The organism is Propionicimonas sp. T2.31MG-18, assembly GCF_964266745.1.
GTDB lineage: Bacteria > Actinomycetota > Actinomycetes > Propionibacteriales > Propionibacteriaceae > Propionicimonas.
On sequence record NZ_CAXWGX010000027.1, the window covers coordinates 47,059 to 69,710 of the forward strand.

21 protein-coding genes are annotated in these 22,652 nt (G+C 73.0%); 8 read left to right on the top strand and 13 right to left on the bottom strand.

Features of this window, described 5'->3' with window-relative positions; genetic code table 11:
* Window positions 1-4 precede the first annotated feature (4 nt).
* Window positions 5-2,434, bottom strand: a complete 2,430-nt coding sequence (locus ACFQQJ_RS13290; RefSeq protein WP_377107125.1) for an ATP-dependent DNA ligase — start codon at window positions 2,432-2,434, stop codon at window positions 5-7.
* A gap of 107 nt (window positions 2,435-2,541) precedes the next feature.
* On the opposite strand from ACFQQJ_RS13290, the gene ACFQQJ_RS13295 reads away from it, so the two are divergent.
* The gene (locus ACFQQJ_RS13295; RefSeq protein ID WP_377107127.1) at window positions 2,542-3,528 is read left to right on the top strand and encodes a DUF389 domain-containing protein; all 987 of its coding nucleotides are present in this window, start codon (window positions 2,542-2,544) and stop codon (window positions 3,526-3,528) included.
* Between the two features lie 24 nt (window positions 3,529-3,552).
* Here ACFQQJ_RS13295 and ACFQQJ_RS13300 read toward each other — a convergent pair whose 3' ends face one another.
* Window positions 3,553-4,263 carry an NAD-dependent protein deacylase gene (locus tag ACFQQJ_RS13300; RefSeq protein ID WP_377107128.1) on the bottom strand — a complete coding sequence of 237 codons (711 nt, stop codon included), beginning with the start codon at window positions 4,261-4,263 and terminating at the stop codon, window positions 3,553-3,555.
* 86 nt (window positions 4,264-4,349) lie between these two features.
* Between ACFQQJ_RS13300 and ACFQQJ_RS13305 the strand changes: the two genes are divergently transcribed.
* Together ACFQQJ_RS13305 and ACFQQJ_RS13310 are read left to right on the top strand one after the other, a co-directional pair.
* Complete coding sequence (locus ACFQQJ_RS13305) at window positions 4,350-5,720, top strand: M20/M25/M40 family metallo-hydrolase (RefSeq protein WP_377107130.1); 1,371 nt, start codon at window positions 4,350-4,352, stop codon at window positions 5,718-5,720.
* Complete coding sequence (locus ACFQQJ_RS13310) at window positions 5,717-7,189, top strand: MFS transporter (RefSeq protein ID WP_377107132.1); 1,473 nt, start codon at window positions 5,717-5,719, stop codon at window positions 7,187-7,189. Before ACFQQJ_RS13305 ends, ACFQQJ_RS13310 begins: the two co-directional genes overlap by 4 nt.
* 16 nt (window positions 7,190-7,205) lie before the next feature.
* On the opposite strand, the gene ACFQQJ_RS13315 is transcribed toward ACFQQJ_RS13310, so the two are convergent.
* From ACFQQJ_RS13315 to ACFQQJ_RS13325, 3 genes are all read right to left on the bottom strand, one after another.
* Window positions 7,206-7,859 (bottom strand): AAA family ATPase, encoded by a 654-nt coding sequence (locus ACFQQJ_RS13315; RefSeq protein ID WP_377107133.1) that lies wholly within the window; start codon window positions 7,857-7,859, stop codon window positions 7,206-7,208.
* 101 nt (window positions 7,860-7,960) lie between these two features.
* Window positions 7,961-8,785, bottom strand: a complete 825-nt coding sequence (locus ACFQQJ_RS13320) for an HAD family hydrolase (RefSeq protein ID WP_377107135.1) — start codon at window positions 8,783-8,785, stop codon at window positions 7,961-7,963.
* Window positions 8,782-9,648, bottom strand: a complete 867-nt coding sequence (locus ACFQQJ_RS13325; protein WP_377107136.1) for a hypothetical protein — start codon at window positions 9,646-9,648, stop codon at window positions 8,782-8,784. Before ACFQQJ_RS13325 ends, ACFQQJ_RS13320 begins: the two co-directional genes overlap by 4 nt.
* Window positions 9,649-9,928: 280 nt before the next feature.
* On the opposite strand from ACFQQJ_RS13325, the gene ACFQQJ_RS13330 reads away from it, so the two are divergent.
* From ACFQQJ_RS13330 to ACFQQJ_RS13345, 4 genes are read left to right on the top strand one after another with little or no spacing between them, the layout of a single operon-like run.
* A complete protein-coding gene (locus tag ACFQQJ_RS13330) occupies window positions 9,929-10,936 on the top strand; it encodes an AAA family ATPase (protein WP_377107512.1) in 1,008 nt (335 codons plus the stop codon).
* Between the two features lie 23 nt (window positions 10,937-10,959).
* A complete protein-coding gene (locus ACFQQJ_RS13335; RefSeq protein ID WP_377107138.1) occupies window positions 10,960-11,988 on the top strand; it encodes a DUF58 domain-containing protein in 1,029 nt (342 codons plus the stop codon).
* Complete coding sequence (locus ACFQQJ_RS13340) at window positions 11,985-12,950, top strand: VWA domain-containing protein (RefSeq protein WP_377107140.1); 966 nt, start codon at window positions 11,985-11,987, stop codon at window positions 12,948-12,950. The genes ACFQQJ_RS13335 and ACFQQJ_RS13340 overlap by 4 nt, the downstream gene beginning before the upstream one ends.
* The gene (locus tag ACFQQJ_RS13345; protein ID WP_377107141.1) at window positions 12,941-13,906 is read left to right on the top strand and encodes a VWA domain-containing protein; all 966 of its coding nucleotides are present in this window, start codon (window positions 12,941-12,943) and stop codon (window positions 13,904-13,906) included. Before ACFQQJ_RS13340 ends, ACFQQJ_RS13345 begins: the two co-directional genes overlap by 10 nt.
* Here the strand turns inward: ACFQQJ_RS13345 and ACFQQJ_RS13350 are convergent.
* A complete protein-coding gene (locus tag ACFQQJ_RS13350) occupies window positions 13,878-14,603 on the bottom strand; it encodes a YggS family pyridoxal phosphate-dependent enzyme (protein ID WP_377107143.1) in 726 nt (241 codons plus the stop codon). The two genes, ACFQQJ_RS13345 and ACFQQJ_RS13350, sit on opposite strands and share 29 nt — an antisense overlap.
* A 117-nt stretch (window positions 14,604-14,720) precedes the next feature.
* Here ACFQQJ_RS13350 and ACFQQJ_RS13355 point away from each other — a divergent pair, with 117 nt between their 5' ends.
* Window positions 14,721-15,218, top strand: a complete 498-nt coding sequence (locus ACFQQJ_RS13355) for a DUF3145 domain-containing protein (protein WP_377107144.1) — start codon at window positions 14,721-14,723, stop codon at window positions 15,216-15,218.
* A 178-nt stretch (window positions 15,219-15,396) separates the two neighbouring features.
* On the opposite strand, the gene ACFQQJ_RS13360 is transcribed toward ACFQQJ_RS13355, so the two are convergent.
* The 7 genes from ACFQQJ_RS13360 to ACFQQJ_RS13390 form a co-directional block, all read right to left on the bottom strand.
* Entirely contained in the window at window positions 15,397-16,821 is a 1,425-nt protein-coding gene (locus ACFQQJ_RS13360; protein WP_377107145.1) for an acyl-CoA carboxylase subunit beta, read from the bottom strand.
* A 104-nt stretch (window positions 16,822-16,925) separates the two neighbouring features.
* Window positions 16,926-18,185 (bottom strand): beta-ketoacyl-[acyl-carrier-protein] synthase family protein, encoded by a 1,260-nt coding sequence (locus ACFQQJ_RS13365; protein ID WP_377107147.1) that lies wholly within the window; start codon window positions 18,183-18,185, stop codon window positions 16,926-16,928.
* 138 nt (window positions 18,186-18,323) lie between these two features.
* Entirely contained in the window at window positions 18,324-18,566 is a 243-nt protein-coding gene (locus tag ACFQQJ_RS13370; RefSeq protein WP_377107149.1) for an acyl carrier protein, read from the bottom strand.
* 52 nt (window positions 18,567-18,618) lie between these two features.
* A complete protein-coding gene (locus ACFQQJ_RS13375; protein WP_377107150.1) occupies window positions 18,619-19,614 on the bottom strand; it encodes a beta-ketoacyl-ACP synthase III in 996 nt (331 codons plus the stop codon).
* Between the two features lie 8 nt (window positions 19,615-19,622).
* Window positions 19,623-20,813 carry an acyltransferase domain-containing protein gene (locus tag ACFQQJ_RS13380; RefSeq protein ID WP_377107152.1) on the bottom strand — a complete coding sequence of 397 codons (1,191 nt, stop codon included), beginning with the start codon at window positions 20,811-20,813 and terminating at the stop codon, window positions 19,623-19,625.
* 173 nt (window positions 20,814-20,986) lie between these two features.
* Window positions 20,987-22,168, bottom strand: coding sequence for a PucR family transcriptional regulator (locus tag ACFQQJ_RS13385; protein WP_377107153.1), 1,182 nt, complete (start codon window positions 22,166-22,168; stop codon window positions 20,987-20,989).
* Window positions 22,165-22,515, bottom strand: a complete 351-nt coding sequence (locus ACFQQJ_RS13390) for an iron chaperone (RefSeq protein ID WP_377107154.1) — start codon at window positions 22,513-22,515, stop codon at window positions 22,165-22,167. Before ACFQQJ_RS13390 ends, ACFQQJ_RS13385 begins: the two co-directional genes overlap by 4 nt.
* Window positions 22,516-22,652 lie beyond the last annotated feature (137 nt).

Consider the following 22,652-nt stretch of genomic DNA (forward strand, 5'->3'; position numbering starts at 1 on the left):
GTCGTCAACGGTGCGTCCCGGGCGTCTCCCACACCACGCTGTCGGGCGCCTGGTCGGGTCGCCATCCCTTCCACACGGGGTGGCGCAGCCGCCCGGGCCCGGTCACCTCGGTGTAGTACACCTCGCCCACGAGCGACGGCTCCACCCAGTGCGCGTCCCGTGCGTCCTCGGGCGGGACGTCCTCGAACGGCGAGGTGGCCCGCGCCAGCGGGGCCAGCAGGCGATCCGCCTCGGCGAGTCCCGCGTCGGAGAAGCCCGACCCCGCCCGCCCCACGTACCGGAGCCGGTCGCCGTCGGGGACGCCCAGCAGCAGCGAGCCGACCGTCCCGTGCCGGTTGCCCTGCCCGGGACGCCACCCGCCGACCACCACCGACTGGCTGCGCCGGTGCTTGATCTTCAGCCAGGTGCGGGCGCGGGCGCCGGGCTGGTACACCGAGCCCCGCCGCTTGGCCACCACGCCCTCCAGCCGGAACGCCTCGCTGGCGTCGAGGGCCGCCTCCAGGTCTCCCTCGAACTCCGGGGGCACCTGGACGCGCGAGCCGGACGCCGGGTGCAGGCCCTCCAACAGCTGTCGCCGCTCCTCGTAGGGACGCCGCATGAGCGCCTCGTCGTCGAGGCGAAGGACGTCGAACAGCAGCAGCTGGGCCGGCGCCTGGGCGGCCGCGGCGGCGATGTCGGCCGGGCGGGTCAGGTTGATCCGCGGCTGGAGCAGCCCGAAGCTCGGTGCGCCGCCGGGGTCGAGCACGACGATCTCGCCGTCGAGGACGGCGTTGCGGCACCCCAGGGCGGCGAGGTCGGCCAGCAGGTCCGGGTAGCGGACGGTCTCGTCGCGCCCCCTCCTGCTCGTCAGCCGGACGCGCCCGTCGTCCACGTGCGCGATGACGCGCACGCCGTCCCACTTCATCTCGAAGTGCCAGTCCTCGGGACGGCCGATGTCGGCGGGGGTGGCCAGCGTGGCGAGCATCGGCTCGACGACCTCCGGCGGCTCCGCGGGTGCGGTGGCGGGAGAGGACGACGGCGCGGGTGCCGGGCTCGGCGGCTCAGGGGCGGCGGCGTCCCTGATCGCCATCCGGTGCATGAGCCAGTCCTTGCCGGTCCGGATCAGGGCGAACTTCGCCGGGACGCCGCCCAGCCCGCCGTCGGGGCGCCCGTGCAGGGTGACGATCACCTCGCCCTCGCGCCATTTCTCGAGGTCGTAGGTGCCGGCGTCCCAGATCGTCACGGTGCCGCCGCCGTACTCCCCGGCAGGGATCGTGCCCTCGAAGACGCCGTACTCCAGCGGGTGGTCCTCCGTCGGCACCGCCAGGTGGTTCCTCCGGGGGTCGGTCGGCGGGCCCTTCGGCACCGCCCAGCTGACCAGCACACCGTCGCGCTCCAGCCGGAAGTCGTAGTGCAGGCGGCGCGCGTGGTGCTCCTGGACCACGAACGACCGCCCGTCCGAGGACGGCGGGGGCGCAGCGGGGACCGGCTCGGGCGTCCGTCCGGGATCCCGCATGCTCCGGTACGTCGCCAGCCGGTCGCTCGCGGGGGACGGCCCGGGGACGTCCGGGTCCAGTCCGGCGATCAGGTCGCCGTCGGCGGCCACCCGGGCGAGCACCTCGGCGAGCTCGAGGTGGCGCAGGGCGGGGTCGGCGAGCTCCTCCCAGGTGCGCGGCGCCGCCACGGTGGGGCGGGTCCGGCCGCGCAGCGAGTACGGCGTGATCGTGGTCTTGTTGCCGTTGTTCTGGCTCCAGTCGAGGAACACCTTGCCGGCGCGGTCGGCGCGGCGCATGACAGCGGTCACGCGGTCGGGGTGCTGCGCCTGGAGCGACTGCGCGAGCTCGCGGGCCAGGTCGGAGGCCTGTGCGGTGCTCAGCGTGCCGTCCAGCCGCGCGTACAGGTGGATGCCCTTGCTGCCGGACGTCACCGGGTAGCTGGTCATCCCGGCCCCCTCGAGCACCTCACGCACCCAGCCGGCCACCTCGGCGCACCCGGCCAGGTCCACGCCCTCACCGGGGTCGAGGTCGAGCACCAGCCGGTCGGGCGGCAGGGGAGTGCCGTCGGCGGCGAACCGCCACTGCGGCACGTGCAGTTCCAGCGCGGCCAGTTGCGCCAGCCACACGAGCGTGGCCACGTCGCCGGCGACCGGGTACTCGTTGGTCCCGTCGGAGTGCTGGATCGGGTAGCGGCGCACCCAGTCCGGAGTGCCGCGCGGCAGGTTCTTGGCGAAGAACACGTTCGGGTGCTCGCCCTCGGCGCCCACGCCGTCCGGCCAGCGCTTGCGGGTGATGGCGCGCTGCCACAGGTGGGGCAGCAGGACGCGGGCGACCTCGGCGTAGTAGGCGATCACCTCGCCCTTCGTGGTACCCGTGGCAGGGTAGAGCACCTTGTCGAGGTTGGTCAGCGCCAGCGTGTGCCCGTCGATGGTCACCTGCTGGCTGCCCGGGGCCGCCATGCCGCTCATCCTGACACACCGCCCGCGCGGCGGCGGAGGGAGAGCCTTGCCCATCGACGGTCGCCCGGGGGCTGTTCGCCGGGCCGGGCGTGCGTCACCATGAGCGCATGTTGCAGCTGCGCCTGGCCATCCCCGCAGACCTCACCGAGGACGTGGTGCTCGTGCTGTCCACCGAGCCGAGCGTGAGCAGCCTCGCGGTGATGCGGGGCGCCTCCCTCCTGCCCAAGGGCGACATCGTGCACGCGGACGTGGCGCGCGAGCACGCGAACCCGGTGATCACCCGCCTGCGCGACCTCGGGGTGGCCCGACGCGGGACGCTCCACATCGACCCGGTCGAGACCTGGCTGTCGAAGGCGGCACTGGACGCCGAGATCCAGACCCCCGGCAGCGCGGCCGACTCGGTGATCTGGCCGGAGGTCGGCGCCCGGGCCTACTCCGACTCCGAGCTGAACGGTACGTACCTGATCTTCATGGTGCTGGCCACCCTGATCGCCGCGATCGCGATCGTCCTCGACTCCCAGGTGCTGGTGATCGGGGCGATGGTGCTCGGCCCGGAGTTCGGTCCGATCGCCGCGCTGGGGCTGGCGCTGGTGCTGAAGCGCCGTGCCCTGTTCGGCTTCGCGCTCCGCACGCTGCTGATCGGCTTCGGGGTGTCGATCCTCGTGACGACGCTGATCGCGGTCGTCGTGCGGGCGTTCGGCTGGGTGGAGCCGGCGCTGATCGCGTCCGAACGCCCGGCGACGCGGTTCATCTACCACCCCGACGGCTGGTCCTTCGCCGTCGCGGTGATGGCGGCGATCGCCGGTGTGCTCTCGCTCACCTCCGGTCGGATGGGCGGCCTGTCGGGGGTGTTCATCTCGGTGACCACGGTGCCGGCCGCGGGCAACATCGCCCTCGGGCTGGCCTTCTGGGTGCCGGAGGAGATCATCGGCAGCGCGGCGCAGCTCGCCATCAACCTTGTGGCGATGATGCTCGCCGGCTGGCTGACGCTGTTCGTGCAGGACAAGCTCGTCAACCGGTTGCCGGTGAACCCGTTCCAGCGTGACATGTACGAGCGGCGCCGCAGGGACATGCTCCGCCGCCCGGGCCCCTAGCCGTCGGGGACAGGCGGCCCGCCGTCAGGGGACGGCCGCCCCGAGTGTCTCGCCGATCGGGGCGTGGACGACCAGCGTCGCGAGGTGGTCAAGCGCCGTCGGTTCGGCGTTGATCAGAACGAGTTCGTGGCCGCCGAAGTAGTGCACGAGCCCGGCGGCCGGGTAGACCACCAGCGACGTCCCGCCGACGACCAGGGTGTCCGCCCGCGCCAGGTGTTCGATCGCGGACTCCATCACCGCGGCGTCCAGCGGCTCCTCGTACAGCACGACGTCGGGCTTGATCACGCCGCCGCAGGCACACGTGGGGACGCCGTCCGTGGCGAGGATCGCGTCCAGGCTCACCGGGGCGCCGCAGCGCAGGCAGCTGTTGCGGTGCACGCTGCCGTGCAGCTCGAGCACCGTGCGGGAGCCGGCGGCCTGGTGCAGCCCGTCGATGTTCTGGGTGATCACCGCGGTCAGCCGTCCCTGCTCCTCCAGGCGGGCGAGCGCCAGGTGGGCGGGGTTCGGACGCGCGTGCGGGTGCAGCAGGTGGCTGCGGTAGTAGGCGTAGAACTCGGCGGTGTGGCGCACGAAGAAGCTGTGGCTGAGCACCTCCTCCGGCGTGTAGCGGGTGTCGCCGGACCGCGAGTACAGGCCGTCGCCGGAACGGAAGTCGGGGATGCCGCTCTCGGTCGACACCCCGGCGCCGCCGAAGAAGACGATGCGCTCGCCGCGTCCCAGGGTCTCGCTCAGCACGCGACCGACCCTACGCCGCGCGCCCGGCGCCGCACCCGCGATGACACGGCCGACGCCGGCTGGGCGCGGGCAATAGGCTCCCGGCCATGCACGTACCGTTCGCCGCCCCGGCTGACGCCTCGCCGGCGCGCCCGGGCATCGAGGATCGCCTCGCGGCCATGATCCGGGTTCCCACGGTCTCCGCCGGGGCCGACGCCTCCGGGGAGCCGTTCGAGGAGTTCGTCGCCCTCCTCGCCGGCCTCTATCCGCTGGTGCACGCGCACCTGGCGGCCGAGCGGATCGGCGGGTTCGGTCTCGTGTACTCCTGGGAGCCCGCGAACGGCGGCGACGCCGATCCGGTCGTGCTGATGGCGCACTACGACGTGGTGCCGGTCGCCGGCCAGGAGGGGGAGTGGTCGGTGCCGCCCTTCGAGGGCAGGGTGGCCGACGGCCTGGTCTGGGGACGCGGCGCGCTCGACGACAAGGGCGCGCTGTGCGTGCTGCTGGAGGCGGTGGAGAACCTGCTCGCGCAGGGGTGGGCGCCGGCCCGCCGGGTGCTGCTGTGCCTGGGTCCGGACGAGGAGGTCCACGGTGCCACCGCCAGGGCGATCGCCGCCACGCTGAGAGAGCGCGGCGTGCGCCCGTGGATGGTGCTGGACGAGGGTGGCGCGGTCACCGATGTGCCGTTCCCCGGTGTCCGCGGGACGTTCGCCATGGTCGGGCTGGCAGAGAAGGGGGTGATGAGCGTCGAGTTGTCCGCCGCGGGGACAGGGGGCCACGCGTCCGCTCCCTCCGGGCTGACCGCCGTCGGACGGGTGGCCCGCGCCGTCGCGCGGCTCAACCGCAACCCGTTCGACGTCCGTATGCCGAGGACGGTGGCCACCTTGCTGTCGCGCCTGGCCGACCATGCAGAGCCCCGCTACGCCCGGGCCTGGCGGCTGGCGGCGGCGAACCCGTGGCTGGCGGCCCGGCTGCTCGTCGCTGCCGGGGGAGCGGATGGCGCGGCGCTCGTCCGCACCAGCCTTGCCCCGACCATGCTGGCCGGCGGCAGCAGCGCCAACGTGCTGCCGTCCTCGGCCTCCGCGATGCTGAACATCCGGGTGAACGTCGGCGAGACCACGGCCGGTGTGGTCGCGCGGCTGCGCAGGGTGATCGCCGACGCCCTGGTCGAGGTGCGCGTGGTCGAAGGCGACGAGCCGACGCCGGAGTCGTCGTCGGACAACCCGCAGTTCGCGCTGATCGCCGACGCCGTCGAGGCCGCCTACCCCGGCGTCGCGACCATTGGCTACCTGACCACGGCCGCCACCGACGCCCGCCACTGGCACCGGTTCACGCCCGCGGTCTACCGGTTCGCGCCGCTGTTCATGACCGGCGAGGAGCGTGCGGGCATCCACGGCCGCGACGAACGGGTGTCGATCGACAGCCTGGTCCGCGGCGAACGCTGCTACCGGGCCCTCCTGAAGGGCCTGCCCGCATGAGCGCCGGCCACCCGGAGGTCCCGGCGGTCACCGACCCGGGACGCGTGCGCCTGGGCACGCTGGCCGTCGTGGTGGGCTTCCTCGCGTTCGTCGAGTTCACCAGCGGCATCATCCAGGGCTTCTACACCCCGCTGCTCACCGACATCGCCCGCCACCTCGGCGTCCCGGACGCCGACGTGAACTGGCTCGAGGGCGGCCAGGCCATGGCCGCGGCCATCATCATCCCGGCGTTCGCCAAGCTCGGAGACATGGTCGGCCACCGCCGGATGCTGCTGGTGTCGACCGCGTTCACGGCGGTGGCCAGCATCGGGCTGCCGCTCACCGACAACTTCTGGCTGTTCCTGCTGGCCTGGTCGCTCCAGGGGTTCTACGTGGTGTGGCTGCCGCTGGAGACCGCGCTCATCTTCGCCCGGTCCCGCCCGACCGGGCACCCGGCGGTGATCACCCGCCGCGCGGCCGGCGCCCTGGTCGCCGCGCTGGAGGTCGGCGTGATCGCCGGTGCCCTTTCGGCGGGACGGCTGGTCGGCGTCCTGCCCCTGTCCGTGGTGCTGTGGGTGCCCGCGGTCGCGGTCACCGCCTGCTTCTTCGTGATCCTGTTCGGGGTGAAGGAGTCGCCAGAACTGACCGGCGGGCGCTTCGACACCGGCGGCATGGTGCTGGTCGCCGTTGCGCTGCTCGGCCTCACCGGCGGACTGTTCCTGCTCCGGGTGAACGGCCCGGGCAGCCCGGTGGCGTGGCTGGCCATCCTCGCCGGCCTGGCGCTGTTCGTCCCGTTCGTCCGCTGGGAGCTGCGCCACGACGACCCGCTGGTGGACGTGCGGATGTTCACCTCGCCGTCGCTGTGGCCGGTCTTCCTCACCGCCGGCCTGTTCGGGGTGAGCGTCCTGGGGGCGCAGGCACCGCTGTCCACCTTCGCCCGCACCGACCCCGCCGTCTACGGCTACGGACTGGGGGCGAGCACGGAGCTCACCTCCTACCTGATCGGCGCATACGTGCTCGCGCTGGTCGTCGGCGCGCTGCTGCTGCCCGTCGTCACGAAGTGGGTCAGCCCGCGGTGGGCCCTGGTCGGCGCGAGCCTGCTGGTGGCCACCGGCTACCTGCTGTTCCTGCCGCTGCACGCCACCTACGTCCAGACGGTGTCCAACATGGTGATCGCCGGCATCGGCTCGGGCGCCCTGGTGGCCGCCCTCCCGGCCGCCGCGGCCGCAGCCGCGCCGATGGGGCAGACCGGCGTGGCCACGGGACTGACCAACTCGGTGAAGACCGTCGGCGGCTCGATCGCGTCCGCGGTCTTCGGCATCGCGCTGGCCACCCACGCGGCGGACGCGGTGCAGGGCACGGCCGGCTCGTTCAGCGGCTATGTGACGGTGTGGGTGGTGTGCGGCGTCACCGCGCTGGTGGCGGCCGTCGCGTTGCTGTTCGTCCCGCGGGCGGCCTTCAGCGACCAGGGTGGGCCGCCGGCGCTGTGACCGGCGGCCCGGCAGGTCAGGCCTTCTTCCCGGCCAGGCGGGCGAGCTCCTGCTCGACGGTCTCCCGCAGCACCACGTCGACCTCGAGGCCGGCCGCGCTCGGCCCCTCGGCGTAGGACGGCAGCGCCGCGGCTTCTGCGGCGATCCTCGCGACAGCGTCCGCGTCGGACAGCTCGCCGGTGTCGACGACCAGGTCGAACGCGGACTCGTCCGCCCAGTCGGCCCCGTAGAACAGCGACACGAAGCGCGAGCGGAGCTCGTCGTCGCTGCGGATGATCTCCGCCGCCTCGCCCACCCCGATCTCGTCCCGCTTGCCGATCCGCTTGGCGCGCACCGCGTCCGGGGCCTTGACGAACACGTTCAGCACGTCGGAGAGCCCGCGCAGCACCCGGAAGCCGCCGCGCCCGAGGATGACCACGTCGCCCTGGGCGGCGAAGGCGGCGATCGTCTCGTTCATCATCTGGATCGTCAGTGCGCTGTCCTCGTTGAACAGCTCCCAGATCTTGGGCTTGTGGTCGTAGATCCGGTCGAGCCGGGTGATGCCGTACTGGCGAATGACCCGGTTGATCGTTCCCTTGTCGACCAGCGCGTAACCGAGGTCCTTCGCCAGGGCCCGGGCGATGCGGGCGCCGTGGCTCCCCAGCTGTCGCGAGATGGTGATGACGGCCATGGCTACCTCCTGGTCCGGCGGACCGCGGGGCGTCCGCTCCTGAGCAGACGATAACTGCTCCGCCCGGCCCGGGGGTGCGGTTCGGGAAAGCGCGGTGCGAGTCAGCCGAGCAGGTCGAGGACGGTGCGCCCCACGCCGTCCTCGTCGTTGCCGGGGACGACGACGAAGCCGCCGCGCAGCAGGCTGTGGTGGCCGTTGGCCACGACGAAGCCGCGGCCGGCCCAGGACAGCATCGCGAGGTCGTTCGGCATGTCGCCGAAGGCGACCACGTCGGCGGCGTCGACGCCCAACTCGGCGCACAGCAGCGCGAGCGTGCTGGCCTTGGTGACCCCTGGCGCGGTGAGCTCGAGCATCCCGTAGCTCGCAGACACCATCGCGTAGGTGAGGGTCAGCCGCGACGCGATCACCGACTCCGCGAGGTCGCACAGGTCGTCCGAGCCGAGCTCGGGGTGGAAGCCGAGCACCTTGATCACCGGGCCGAGGCCGCGGAGGAGGTCCTCCACCGAGCCCTGCACGACTCCCGGCTCCCCGCGCTGCCGGGTGGGGCAGTCGGGCTCGCAGCCGAAGCCGACGGGGGTCTCGAAGCCGAAGGTGATGCCGGGCACGGCCGCCCGGAGGTCGGCGGTCACGGCCAGGGCCACGCGCGGGTCGACGGGGAACGCCTGCACCACGCTGCGGCGGGCGAGGTCGAACACCGCGCCGCCGTTGCTCACGATCACCTGCGAGTGCGCCTCCGCCAGGTCGTCGAGCACATCGAGCCAGCGCACGGGCCGGCCGGTGGCCACCAGGAACGGGATGCCGAGCTCGGCGGCGCGCCGCGCGGCGGCGAGGTTGGTGTCCGACACCCGGCGGTCCGGCGCGAGGAAGGTGCCGTCGAGGTCGGTGACGATCAGCCGCGGACGCTGCGTCCCGCCGGCGGGGCTCACAGGCGGGAGTTCGGCGTGGGCGAGCCGGGGCCGGACGGGGAGCCCGACTGCGGGGACGGCGACGCCGAGGACGGCGACGGGGAGCCCGACTGCGGCGACGGCGACGCCGAGGACGGCGACGGCGAACCCGACTGCGGCGACGGCGACCCGGACTGCGGGGACGGCGAGCCGGACCCGTTGGTCGGCACCGGCGGCGGCGGGGACACCTGCGGGGCCTGCTGGAAGATGAGGATCGCGATCAGGACGGCGAGGGCCGCCAGGAGCATCATCAGCAGCCACGAGACCAGGATCGACACCCAGCCGGCCCGGTCGTGGCGTCCCGGCCACGGCAGCGGCCACAGCTTCGCGATGCCGGGACGCGTCCGGTCGACCCAGTGCAACTGGTAGTCGGGCCCCGCGGGTGCCCCCTTCAGCGGCAGCCGGGAGAGGTCGACCTCCGCCAGGATCCGGGACGCCTCAGCGACCGATCCGGGCGAGGCGTCGTAGGCCAGCGCCACCCACGGCGTCGCCGGGGTCTCCTCGCCGATCTCGGGATCGTCGTCCAGGTCGTCGGTGTACCGCAGGCCCAGGCGTCCCTCTCCCTGCCCGTGGCCGCCGCGGGCCAGCACGGTGTCGATGTGCATCCTGTCGACGGTGCCGGCGAACCGGTCCCGCGCCCCCGCGTCGGCGGCGGCGCCCTCCGACAGCAGGACGAGCATGGTCGGCGTGTTGTGGTCGTCGTGGCCGACGTAGGCCACTCCCGACGGGGCGGCCACCAGCCGTGCGTCCAGCCAGAACGCGCCCACCTTGGGCGGGTCGGACGGGAGCAGCGGCGACAGCCGCGGCGGCTCGGCGGCCCCCTCCGGCGGTGCTGGCGTGCTCATCTCGTCCCATCGTGTGCGCGGGCGGGCGCCGCGGTCCCCCCATTGTGCCGCACGCCGGCGGAGCACCCCGGGGGCCCGCCGCCGACACTGTGCGCGACACCGTGCGCCGTGGCGGCAGCGCGCGTACCCGGGGCCGCACAGTGGCAGCCGGTATCGTGGGCGGCACTCGCCGTCCGTGTCCTGCAGGAGAACTCGCGTGACCGATCCGTCCCAGCCCAGCGCTGCGCCCGCAGCGGCCCAGCCGCCCGCACCCACGTCCGACCCGCAGAAGGCGGCCAAGGTGCTGGGCGAGGCCATCGCCCAGGTCCAGCGGGTGATCGTGGGTCAGGAGCACATGGTCGAGCAGCTGATGGTGGCGCTGCTCGCGAAGGGCCACTGCCTGCTCGAAGGCGTGCCCGGCGTCGCGAAGACGCTGGCGGTGCGCAGCTTCGCCACCGTCGTCGGCGGCCAGTTCGCCCGCATCCAGTTCACCCCGGACCTCGTGCCCTCCGACATCGTCGGCACGCGCATCTACTCCGCGCGCCAGGAGAAGTTCGACATCGCCTTGGGACCGGTCTTCGTGAATTTCGTGCTCGCGGACGAGATCAACCGCGCGCCCGCCAAGGTGCAGTCGGCGATGCTGGAACTGATGGCGGAGCAGCAGGTCTCCATCGGCGGCCAGACCTACCCCGTGCCGCAGCCCTTCATCGTGATCGCGACCGAGAACCCGATCGAGTCCGAGGGCGTGTACCCGCTGCCGGAGGCCCAGCGCGACCGCTTCCTGCTGAAGGTCGACGTGCCGTACCCGCGCGGTAACGAGGAGTTCGAGATCCTTCGCCGGATGAGCGTCCGTCCCCCGAAGGCCAACCCGGTGCTGAACCCCGAGATCGTGCTCGAACTCCAGGAGCAGGCCTCCAACGTGTTCGTGCACAACCTGGTGGCCGAGTACATCGTGCGCCTCGTGCTCGCCACGCGGACGCCGGAGGAGTTCGGCATGCCGGACCTCACCCCTGTGATCCAGGTCGGCTGCAGCCCGCGCGCCACGCTGGGCCTGGTGGCAGCGGCGCGGGCGCTCGCGCTGATCCACGGACGCGACTACGTGCTGCCGACCGACGTCCAGGCCGTTGCGAGGGACGTGATGAGCCATCGGCTCGTGCTCGGCTTCGACGCCGTCGCCGACAACATCACCCCGGCCCAGGTGATCGAGCGGATCCTGGCCATGGTCCCGCCGCCCACGCCGGTCTGGAACAGCCAGCAGCGCCAGGCGTCCCACGTCCCGCACAGCTACGTTCCGGAAGCCCGTAGCTGACCGTGGCCCTGCAGCCCGGCTTCGTGCCACCGCCCGATGACCTGTCGGCGGTGGCGTCGGTGCTGCACGAGCCCCGCTCGGCCACGATCCCGCTGCACAAGCTGGCGCCGGAGGCGGCGCTGCGGCGGCTCGAGCTCACCGTCGTCCGTCGGCTCGAGGGCTTCCTCCACGGGGACCACCAGGGGCTGCTGCCCGGCCCCGGCTCGGAGGCCAACGACGCCCGTCTCTATGTGCCGGGCCAGGACGACGTCCGCAAGATCGACTGGGCGGTGACCGCCCGGACCACCGTCCCGCACGTCCGCGACACGATCGCCGACCGGGAGCTGGAGATCTGGGCGCTGCTCGACGTGACCCCGTCGATGAACTGGGGGACGGAGGGCGTGACCAAGCGCGACCTCGGCATCGCTGCGGTCGCGACCATCGGCTTCCTCAGCCAGAAGATGGGCGACCGCTTCGGCGGGCTGATCATGCGCCCCGACCAGATCAAGCGGTTCCCCGCCCAGTCGGGACGCACCGCCCTGTACGGCCTGCTGCGCCGGATGCTCGCCGAGCCGATCGTCTCCGACCACACCACCGGACCCTTCTCGCTCGCCGCGGGCATCCAGCGGATGGCCCGGACGGAGCGCCGCCGCGGCATGCGCCTGGTCGTCTCGGACTTCCTCACCCCCGGCGACTTCGAGCTCGACCCGAACGTCGAGCCGGAGTGGGAGCGTCCGATGCGGCAGCTCGCCGTGCGCAACCAGGTGCTCGCCATCGAGGTCGTCGACCGCCACGAGGTGGAGTTCGCCGACGTCGGCGACCTGCTGATCCGCGACCCGGAGACCGACTTCGAGCGCTACGTGAACACCTCCGACGACGCGGCGCGCGAGCGCATGGACGCCGCCACGGCCGCCCAGCGGGAGCGCATCCGGATCGCGTTGCGCCGGGCGGGGGCCGCACACATCCAGTTGCGTACCGACAGAGACTGGGTGCATGACATCGCCCGCTTCGTCATGGCGTACCGGCGCACGGCCAGCATGCTGCACCAGCCGCCGGCCGGGGTGACGCGATGATCTTCGGCTGGTTCCCGAGCTTCCTGGCACCCGAGCGGTTGTGGGTGCTGGTCGTCGTGCCGCTGCTCGTGGCCGGCTACATCTACCTGGTGCTGCGCAAGAAGAAGACCGGCATGCGGTTCACCAACACCGCGGTGCTCTCGCGCGTGGTGCCCAAGCAGTCGCAGTGGCGCCGGCACCTCGCCGTTGCCCTGTCGCTGGCAGCCCTGGTGGCGCTCGGCTTCGCCTGGGCGCGACCCAACGGCATCGAGATGGTGCCGCGGGAGCGGGCCACCGTGGTCGTGGTGATCGACATCTCGCGCTCGATGGAGGCCACGGACGTCAAGCCCACCCGGCTCGAGGCGGCCAAGCAGGCCGCGCTGAGCTTCGTGCGGGCGCTGCCCGCCCAGTACAACGTGTCGGTCGTGGGGCTGTCCGGCAACCCGTCCGTCCGACTGCCACCGACCACCGACCGCGTGCAGGCCCAGCAGGCGATCAGCAGCCTGAAGGTGCAGGACTCGACCGCCGTGGGCGAGTCGATCTACACCGCGCTCAACGCCCTGCAGCTCGCGCCGCGCGGGACGGACTCCTCGCCGGCGCCGGGCGCGATCGTCCTGCTCTCGGACGGCCAGAACACGGCGGGCCGCTCGCCCGCGCAGGCCGCGGCCGAGGCGAAGAAGCAGCAGGTGCCCGTCTACACCATCGCCTACGGCACCGACAACGGCTACGTCGATCTCGACGGCAAGCGGGAGCGCGTCGCGCCCGACCGCGAGCTGCTCACCGGGATCGCGCAGTCCTCGGGCGGCCAGGCGTTCTCCGCGGAGAGCCTCGACCAGCTCAACAAGGTCTACAACAACATCCGCAGCGAGGTGGGCCAGACCCCGGTGAAGAAGGAGACGACGGCCCTGTGGGCGGGCTACGGGCTCGCCTTCGCCGTCGTCGCAGCCCTCGCCGCGGTCTCGCTGGGAGCGAGGTGGCCGTGATGCCCCTGGAGTTCATGCGGCCCGAGCGGCTGTGGTGGATGGTGATGATCCCGCTTCTGGTGGGGCTGTACCTGTTCCTGCTGTGGCGCCGCCGCCGCAAGGCCCGTCCCTACCAGATCACGAACCTGCAGCGGGTGCTGCCGAGGCAGCAGGCCTGGAAGCGCCACGTCGCCGTCGGCGCCGCGGTGCTCGCCCTGGCAGCGCTCAACGTCGCCTTCGCCCAGCCCAAGGGTGAGGTGGAGGTGCCGCGCGAGCGCGCGACGATCGTCGTCACCATCGACGTGTCACGCTCGATGATCGCCGAGGACGTCCCCCCGAACCGGCTGGTCGCGGCCAAGCAGGCAGCGCAGGACTTCCTGCAGATGCTGCCGACCGGCTTCAACGTGGCCCTGGTGAGCTTCGCCGGCACGTCCGCCGTGGTCGTCCCGCCGACGACCGACCGCGGCGTGGTGGCGGCCGCCATCGAGAACCTCCAGGTCGCCCCGTCCACGGCCATCGGCGAAGGCATCTACTCCTCGCTGGACGCGATGGCGCAGGCCCCGCCCGACCCGAACGACCCCGAGAGCGTCGCGCCCGGCGCGATCGTGCTGCTCAGCGACGGCTACACGAACGTGGGACGGCCGTCCGACCAGGCGGCGCAGGAGGCCAAGAGGCAGAAGATCCCCATCTACACGATCGCCTACGGCACCCCCAACGGCTACGTCGAGAACGAGGGACGCCGCGAGCCGGTGCCGGTCAACCCGGCCGAGCTCGCCCAGATCTCCCGCATCTCCGGCGGCAAGGCCTTCACCGCGGGGACCTCGGGGGAGCTCAAGGAGGTCTACTCCTCGATCGCCCGCCAGGTCGGCTACATGAAGGTCGACCAGGAGGTCACCGAGCAGTACGCCGGCTACGCCCTCGGCTTCGCGATCCTCGCGGCGATCGCCGTCATCTCCCTCGGGGCGCGCTGGCCGTAGCCGCCGGACGCCGTCCGAAGATGGCCGTGCCGATGCGCACCACGGTGGCGCCGTGCGCGATGGCCAGTTCGAAGTCCCCCGACATCCCCATCGACAGCTCGTCGTAGGTCTGCCCGGGCACGGCCGCGTCCCTCAGCGCGCGTTGGGCGTCGAGCATGCGGGCGAAGCAGGCGGCCACCGGCGCGGGGTCGGGCGCGGGGAGGGCGAGCGTCATCAGGCCACGCACCCGCAGGGCGTCGAAGGGACGCAGCCGGGCGGCGAAGGCGACCACGTCCTGCGGCGGCAGGCCCGACTTCGACGCCTCGCCGGAGGAGTTCACCTGGATCAGCACGTCGAGCGTTCGGCCCGTCGCGTGCAGCCGGCGGTCGAGCTCGGCGGCCAGCGGGACGGAGTCCAGCGCCTGGAACTCGCTGGCGAACTCCGCCACGAGCCTCGCCTTGTTCGACTGGAGGTGGCCGATCATCACCCACTCCAGGCCCGGGGTGCCGGCCAGTTCCGCGGCCTTGGCGCGGGCGTCCTGGGCCTTGTTCTCCCCGAAGCGCCGGCAGCCGGCGTCGTAGGCCACCAGCACGTCGGACGAGGGGCGGGTCTTGCTCACCGGGAGCAGTCGCACCGCGTCCCGCGGGCGTCCCGCGGCGGCGCAGGCGGCCTCGATGCGCGCCCGCACCGCCGCGATGTTCGCCGCGATCTGGTGCACGGACCTAGCTAACCACGAACGAGCGGGCTGGTACGCGAGGGACGCCTGGTGCAGAATGGTCCCGTCCCCGTGGGACTGAGGTGGCTGGGGAAGGCACATCTCAGCGAGAGGGGACCGATGTCCAGCACGCGCGGGATCATTCAGATCCACTCCGCGCCGATCGCGCTGCGCCCGCACCTGGAGTGGGCCGTGGGCGCGGTTCTCGGCGCACCGGTCGAGTTCGCGTGGACCAGCCAGCCCGCAGAGCAGCGCAGCCTGCGCGCCGAGTACGCCTGGCACGGCCGCACCGGTCTCGGCGCCGAACTCGCCAGTGCCCTCCGGGGGTGCCAGCGCGCACGCTTCGAGGTCACCGAGGACCCGTCCGCCGGTCACGAGGGCATGCGCTGGGCGTACACGCCCCGCCTGGGGGTCTTCGCCGCCGCCACCGGCGTGCACGGCGACATCATGGTGCACGAGGACCGGCTCAAGCAGGCCATCCTCGCCGACGCCCTCGGCCGCCAGCCCCTCGCGGAGGGGATCGCCGACCTCCTCGGCGCCCGCTGGGACGACGAGCTCGAGGCGTTCCGGCAGGCCGGTGACGGCGCCCCCGTCCGCTGGCTCCACCAGGTCGGCTGACCTCAGCCGCCGTCCGCGCACTCGGCCGCCCGCCATCAGGGCGCCCACCCACCACGCCGAGGGCCAGCCTTAGCGCCGAGGGCCAGCACCGGCGTGCTGGCCCTCGGCGTCAAGGCTGGCCGTCAGCGCGGAGGGCTGGCCCTCGGCGGCGAGGGTGGGACGGCGCCCGGCGTGACGGCTACAGCGGGATGTTGCCGTGGAGGCCGCGGACGCCGGTGTCGGCGGCGCGGACGGCGGCGGCGAGCGCCGAGCGGGTGTCCTGCGGGGTGATGATCTCGTCGACGACGCCGATCTCGACGGCCTTCTCGACGCCGCCGGCGATGCGCTCGTGCTCCGCGGCGAGGTCGGCCTCCACCTGGGCCAGCATGTCGCGGGGCACCTCGGCGAGCTTGCGGCGGTGCAGGATCCGGATGGCGGCCACCGGCCCCATCACGGCGATCTCCGCGCTCGGCCAGGCGAACACCCGCGTCGCCCCGAGCGAGCGGGAGTTCATCGCGATGTAGGCGCCGCCGTAGGCCTTGCGGGTCACCAGGGTCACCCGGGGCACGGACGCCTCGCCGAAGGCGTGCAGCAGCTTGGCGCCGCGGCGCACCACCCCGTCCCACTCCTGGCCGACGCCGGGGAGGTAGCCGGGCACATCGACGAGCACGACGAGCGGGACGCCGAACGCGTCGCACAGCCGGACGAAGCGGGCCGCCTTCTCCGCGCTCAGGGAGTCGAGGCAGCCGCCGAGCCGCAGCGGGTTGTTGGCGACCACGCCGACGGTGCGCCCGGCCAGCCGTCCGAAGGCGATCGTCACGTTCGGGGCCCAGCGGGCGTGCAGCTCGAACACGGAGCCCTCGTCGAGGAGCCCGCCGATCAGCGGGTGGACGTCGTAGGCGCGCTTGGCGGACTCGGGCAGCAGCGCGGCCAAGTCGACGTCCTCGACGGTCGCGGCGACGCCGCCCTGCGCGGCCAGGAGGGTGGTCACGGTCCGCGCGCGGGCCAGCGCGTCCGCCTCGTCGTCCGCGACGACGTGCACCACGCCCGACTTGCGCTCGTGGGTGTCCGGCCCGCCGAGGCGGAGCATGTCCACGTCCTCGCCGGTGACCGAGCGGACGACGTCCGGGCCGGTGACGAAGATGCGTCCCTGCGGGGCGAGGATGACGATGTCGGTCAGGGCCGGCCCGTAGGCCGCACCGCCGGCGGCGGCGCCCAGCACCACGGAGATCTGCGGGACCTTGCCGGAGGCCTGCGTCATGGCGTGGAAGATGCGACCCACGGCGTGCAGGCTCAGCACCCCCTCCGCGAGGCGGGCTCCGCCGGAGTGCCAGATGCCGATGATCGGCACCCGGTCGACCATCGCGCGCCGGTACGCCTGGACGACCACCTCGCAGCCGTCCACGCCCATCGCCCCGCCCATCACGGTGGCATCGGAGCAGAACGCGACGACGGGGGAGCCGTTGATGCTGCCGGTGGCTGCGAGCATGCCGGAGTCGTCGTCGGGGCTGATCAGCGCCATCGTGCCCGGGTCGAGCAGGGCGGCCAGCCGGAAGTTGGGGTTGCGCGGGTCCTCTTCGCGCGGCACGCGGGCGGGCCTTGCGGCGGGTGCGGTCTGGGTCATCTCGAACCTCCTGTGGCGGGTGAGGCCGTCGTGACGCCTCGGGGCCGTGCGGTGGGCGGCCCGCCGGTGCGCCCGCCGCAGCGGACGCACCAGGGCCGGGTGGGTCAGACGGTGGCGTTCTCGTTGGTGACGACGATGGCCACGTTGTGGCCGCCGAAGCCGAAGGAGTTGTTGACGGCGGCCAGCGAGCCCTCCGCCGGCAGCGGACGGGCGACGTTCGCCGCGATGTCGATCGCCAGGTCCGGCTCGGGGTCGACGAGGTTGATGGTGGGCGGCACCAGGCGGTCGCGCAGTGCCATGAGGGACGCGACGGTCTCCAGTGCGCCGGCCCCGCCGAGCAGGTGGCCGGTCATCGACTTGGTGGAGGTCACCACCACGTGGTCGGTGTCGTCGCCGAGGGCGGTCCGGATGGAGCCGGCCTCGGTGAGGTCGCCCTGGGGCGTGGACGTGCCGTGCGCGTTCACGTGGACGATGTCGGCCGGCGTCATGCCGGAGTCCTGCAGCGCCTTGATCATGGCGCCGGACTGGCCCTCGCCCGTGGGGTCGGGCTGCACCATGTCGTGGCTGTCTGCGGTGATGCCGGCGCCGGCGATGGTGCCGTAGATCTTGGCCCCGCGGGCCTTCGCGTGCTCGAGGGTCTCGATCACGAGGATCGCCGACCCCTCGCCCATCACGAAACCGTCACGGCCGCGGTCCCACGGACGCGATGCGCCCTCGGGGTCGTCGTTGCGGCGGCTCAGCGCCTGCATCTGGCCGAAGGCGGCCAGCGGAAGCGGGTGGATGGTGGCCTCGGTGCCGCCGACGACGGCGATGTCGGCCCGGCCGAGCCGCAGCAGGTCGAGGCCCAGCGAGATCGCCTCGTTGGAAGAGGCGCAGGCGGAGACGGGGGTGTGCACCCCGGCCTTCGCGTGCACGGCCAGGCCGACGTTCGCCGCGGGCGCGTTGGCCATAAGCATGGGGATCGTGAACGGGCTGACGCGGCGGTAGCCCTTGTCGCGGTGCGCGTCCCAGTTGTTCAGCAGGGAGTGCAGGCCGCCGATGCCGCTGGCGAGAGAGACGCTCAGCCGGTGGGGGTCGACCTCGTCCTCGCCCTCCCACTCGAAGCCCGCATCCGTCCACGCCTGCTGCGCGGCGATCAGGGCGAGCTGGGTGGAGCGGTCGAGGCGCCGTGCCTTCACCCGGTCGATGATCTCGGAGGGGTCGACCGCGACGTACGCCGCGATCTTCACCGGGAGCTCCTCCGCCCATTCCTCGGTGATGGCGCGGACGCCGGAGGTGCCGGCGAGCATGTTGGCCCAGGTGGACGCCAGGTCGCCGCCGAGAGGGGTGGTGGCGCCGAGGCCGGTGATGACGATCTCAGTCATTGTTCTCCGCTACTACGGGTGAGGTGGTCCGGCCGGCAGGTGCCGGCCGCGGTGGCCCCGGTGTCCGGTCGAGCGTCCCGGGTCCCGCGTGGTGCGGTCCCGGCGCGCTCGACCGGCCGTGCCCGGGTGGGGCCTGGTTCAGCTGTGCGCCTCGATGTAGGCGACGGCGTCGCCCACGGTCTTGAGGTTCTTGGACTCCTCGTCGGGGATGGTGACGCCGAACTTCTCCTCGCAGCCGACGAGGATCTCGACCATCGCGAGGCTGTCGACGTCGAGGTCGTCGACGAACGACTTGTCGAGCTGCACGTCCTCGACCGGCACGCCGGCAACGTCGTTGACGAGCTCGGCGAGCTGGGCGCGGATCTCTTCGGTAGTGGCCATGGGGTTCTCCTTAACTAGCGTGGGCTTACTTGTCCGGACGGGTCCGGGGGACTCAGGGAAGGGTGATGACCTGGCCGGCGTAGACCAGGCCCGCGCCGAAGCCGATGATCAGGGCGGTCTGGCCGCTCTTCGCCTCGCCGCTGGACAGCAGGGCGTCCATGGCCATCGGGATGGTGGCGGCGGAGTTGTTGCCGAGCTGGCGGATGGTCCGCGCCACGACGACGCTCTCGGGCAGCTTCAGGTACCGCAGCAGGGTGTCGGTGATGCGGTCGTTGGCTTGGTGCGGGATGAAGACGTCCAGCTGGTCGGGGGTGATCCCGGCCTCGTCCATGGCCTTCTTCGCCGCCTGGGCGATGAAGCTCGTGGCCCACTTGAAGACCGCGCGGCCGTCCATGCCGAGCCGCGGCCACGTGCCCTCCGCGACGGCCTCCTGCCAGCCCTTGGTCTGCCAGATGGCGCCGGACTGGCTGCCGTCGGACCCCCAGACGACCGGGCCGATGCCGTTGGTCTCGCTGGGGCCGACCACCACGGCGCCCGCGCCGTCGCCGAAGAGGAAGGCCGTGCCGCGGTCGGTCAGGTCGGTGATCTCGCTGATGGTCTCGCCGGCGATCACGAGGACGTGGCGGGCCTGCCCGCTGCGCACCATGCCCTCGGCCTGGGCCAGCCCGTAGCTGAAGCCGGCGCACGCCGCGGAGATGTCGTAGGCGGCCGCGTCCGGGATGCCGAGGGCGTCCGCCAGCTTCGGCGCGAGCGCCGGGGTCTGGTGGTAGTGCGAGATGGTCGACAGGATCACCGCGTCGATCTGGTCAACCGGGACGCCGGACCGCTCGATCGCCGTCCGCGCGGCCTCCAGCGACAGGGTCTCGATGCTCTCGCCCTCGTCGATCCAGCGGCGCTCACGGATGCCGGTGCGCTGGGTGATCCACTCGTCGGAGGAGTCGATGAACTGGAGCAGGTACTCGTTGTCGATCACCCGTGACGGGGTCGCCGACCCCACGGAGAGGATGCGGGCGTAGCGCGGGCCGGTGCTGGCCTTGATCTCGGTCATGTTCGCTTTCAGTCCTGGGCCGGGTAGAGACGCAGCAGGGGCTGGCCGGGGGAGACGGGGTCGCCGTCCTCGACCAGCCATTCGGTGACGGTGCCGGCGTGGGTGGTGTGCACCTCGGTGGTGTCGCGGAGGTTCGCGACGGTCCCGATCGTGCTGCCGGCGGCGATCGCCCCGTCCGGCGCGACGCCCCCGGCCTTGCGGAACTCGCCCTTGCCGGGCGAGACGACGAGCATCCAGGACGGCGTGGTGGCCATCGGCGAGGCGAAGCTGGTGTCGCCGTGCTTGTGCACGAACTCCTGCGCGGCCGGGATCTGGTCGGGGGTATTCAGCGTGAAGAGCTCGACGCCCTTCAGGTTGCGCTTGGCGATGCCTGCCAGCGTGCCGGCGGGCGGCAGTTCGAGCAGGCCGGTGATGCCGAGGTCGGCCATCGCCTGGAGGCACAGGTCCCAGCGGACGGGGTTGGCGACCTGCTTCACGAGGCGGGCGAGGTACTCCTTGCCCGACTGCACGACCTGGCCGTCCGCGTTGGACAGCAGCCGCGTGCGTGGGTCGTGGGTGGAGATCGAGCGGGCCAGCCGGGCGAGGTGCGCCACGGCCGGCTCCATGTGGACGGTGTGGAACGCGCCGGCGACGCTCAGCTGGATCAGCCGTGCCCTGGCCGGCGGGTTGGCCTGCAGGTCGGCGAGTTGCTCGACCGTGCCGGCGGCGACGATCTGGCCCGAGCCGTTGTTGTTGGCCGGGGTGAGCCCGGCGGCCTCGATCGCGGCGAGCACCTCGTCGGGATCGCCACCGACGACGGCCATCATCGAGGTGGGACGCGCGGCGCTGGCCGCGGCCATCTGCTGGCCGCGCTCCCGGACGAACACCATCGCCTGCTCGGCCGACAGCACGCCGACCGCGGCGGCAGCGGTGATCTCGCCGACGCTGTGGCCCGCGGCCACAGCGGTGCGGCGGAAGCCGTCTGCGGGGCTGGGGAACAGCGCGAGGGCGGTCACGAGCCCGCTGGCCACCAGAAGCGGCTGCGCGATGGCGGTGTCGCGGATGGTCTCGGCGTCAGCGACCGTGCCGTAGTGGGCGAGGTCGAGGCCGGCCACGGTGCCCAGCCAGTTCAGCCGGTCGGCGAACGTCGGGTCTTCGAGCCAGGGGGAGAGGAAACCGGGTGTCTGGGCGCCCTGTCCGGGCGCGACGATTGCGAGCACGTCTCTACTGTGTCGAATCGCGGGCCGGCCGTTGGCGCGTTACGCAACGAATTTGTAACGGGCACTTTTGTAGGTTTCCTACAAGGTTGGAACCCCCGCCTCCCGTGGTAAACCGTCTGCGCGTTGTGGGATCCGGCTGGCGCCGGTTGTGCGGATGCTGCTCGCCCGCGGCGTCAGTCCAGGAGCCTGCCCAGGGTGAGGGCGAGGCGAAGGGCGTAGCCACCGCGGGGATCGAGGGGGGAGTAGCCGGTGAGCTCGTGGATGCGGCGCAGGCGGTAGCGCACGGTGTTGGGGTGGACGAACTGCGCGCGGGCGGTCGCCTCGATCGAGCCGCCGGAGTCGAAGAACGCGGCCAGGGTGTCGACGAGGTCGCGTCCGGCCTGCACCACCGGGCGGTACAGGTCGTTGGCCAGCCGCCGGCGGGCGTGCCCGTCGCCGGCGAGGGCGCGCTCGGGGAGCAGGTCCTCCGCGGCGACCGGACGCGGGGCCTCGGGCCAGGCCTTCGCCGCGCGCATCCCCGACAGCGCGGCCCGCGCGCTGCGGGCGGCCTCCGACAGGTCCGACACGATGGGGCCCACCACGACCTGGCCGTCGCCGAACTGGCCGACGACGTCGCCCACCCGTGCCAGCACCTGGGCGTCGGACTCGAGCGTGCCCCCGAGCACGAGCACCAGCCGGTCGCCCTGCGGCGCGGCCAGCAGGTCGAGGGAGTGGCGCGCGGCGATCTGGCGGATGGCCTCCACGGCCCGGCCGGGGTCGGACGGCGCGGTGCCGATCACCACGGAGATCCCGGGTGGTGACGCCCAGCCGAGCGTCGATGCGCGGGACACGACCGACTCGTCCGCCTCGCCGCGGATCACCGCGTCGACGACCAGGGCCTCCAGGCGGGCGTCCCAGGCGCCGCGCACCTCGGCCGCGCGGGCGTACACCTGCGCCGCGGCGAACGCGATCTCGCGGGAGTAGCGCAGGATGCCGATCCGCAGCGTGGACTGCTCCTCCTCCGGAAGGCTGGCGATCCGGTCCTCGACCGTGTCGATCGTCGTCCGCACGAGGTCGACGGTCTGGTTGAGCGTGATCCGCCGGGCCAGGGCGCGGGGCGCGGCCGCGAAGACCGACGCCGGGGCCTGCGTCCGTCCGGCCGAGGCGAACCACTCCAGGAAACCGTCGATGCCCGAGCGGGCCACCAGCGTGATCCACGACCGGTGCTCGGCGTCGAGCTCGGCGAACCAGGGGTGCTCCTCGGCGATCCGGGCGAGCGCAGCGGTGGTCATCTCGGCGGCGGAGGCGCCCAGCCGCCGGGCGCTCGCCTCACGGGCGGCCGGCGGGGGCCAGCCGGCGGCGTCGGGAGTGGTCACCCCTTCTGCTCGATCTCGGCGGCGCGCAGCCGGATGATCCGGTCGAGGACCTCGACCGGGAGCGGGTGCTCGCCGGTGAACCGGATCGTGCCCTTCGACAGCGAGAAGCCGGCCAGCTCCGGGGCCACCGCGGTCACCACCTCCGGGCTGAACGGGAAGAGCGACAGGTGGGTGGCCCCCACCCGGACGCCGACCAGCGGCCGTCCGCGATGGCGCAGCGCCGGCGTCCCGTAGCTCAGGTCCTCGACGGCGTCGGGGACGATGGCGAGCGCACGGTCGAACACCTGCTGCAGCGCTGCCCGCGTGTCCCCGTCCGTGCCGGCCACCAGATCGCTGAAGACGCCCATGGGGGAGATCCTAAGGCGCGTCGCGCGGGTGCGGGCGAGGTCGGACCCACCGAACCCGAGAGTTCCGCGCCGGTCTGGAGCGGGCCCACAGAGCGGTCGCCGCGGGCGCGACGACCGACACCGGCACGCTCACCCTC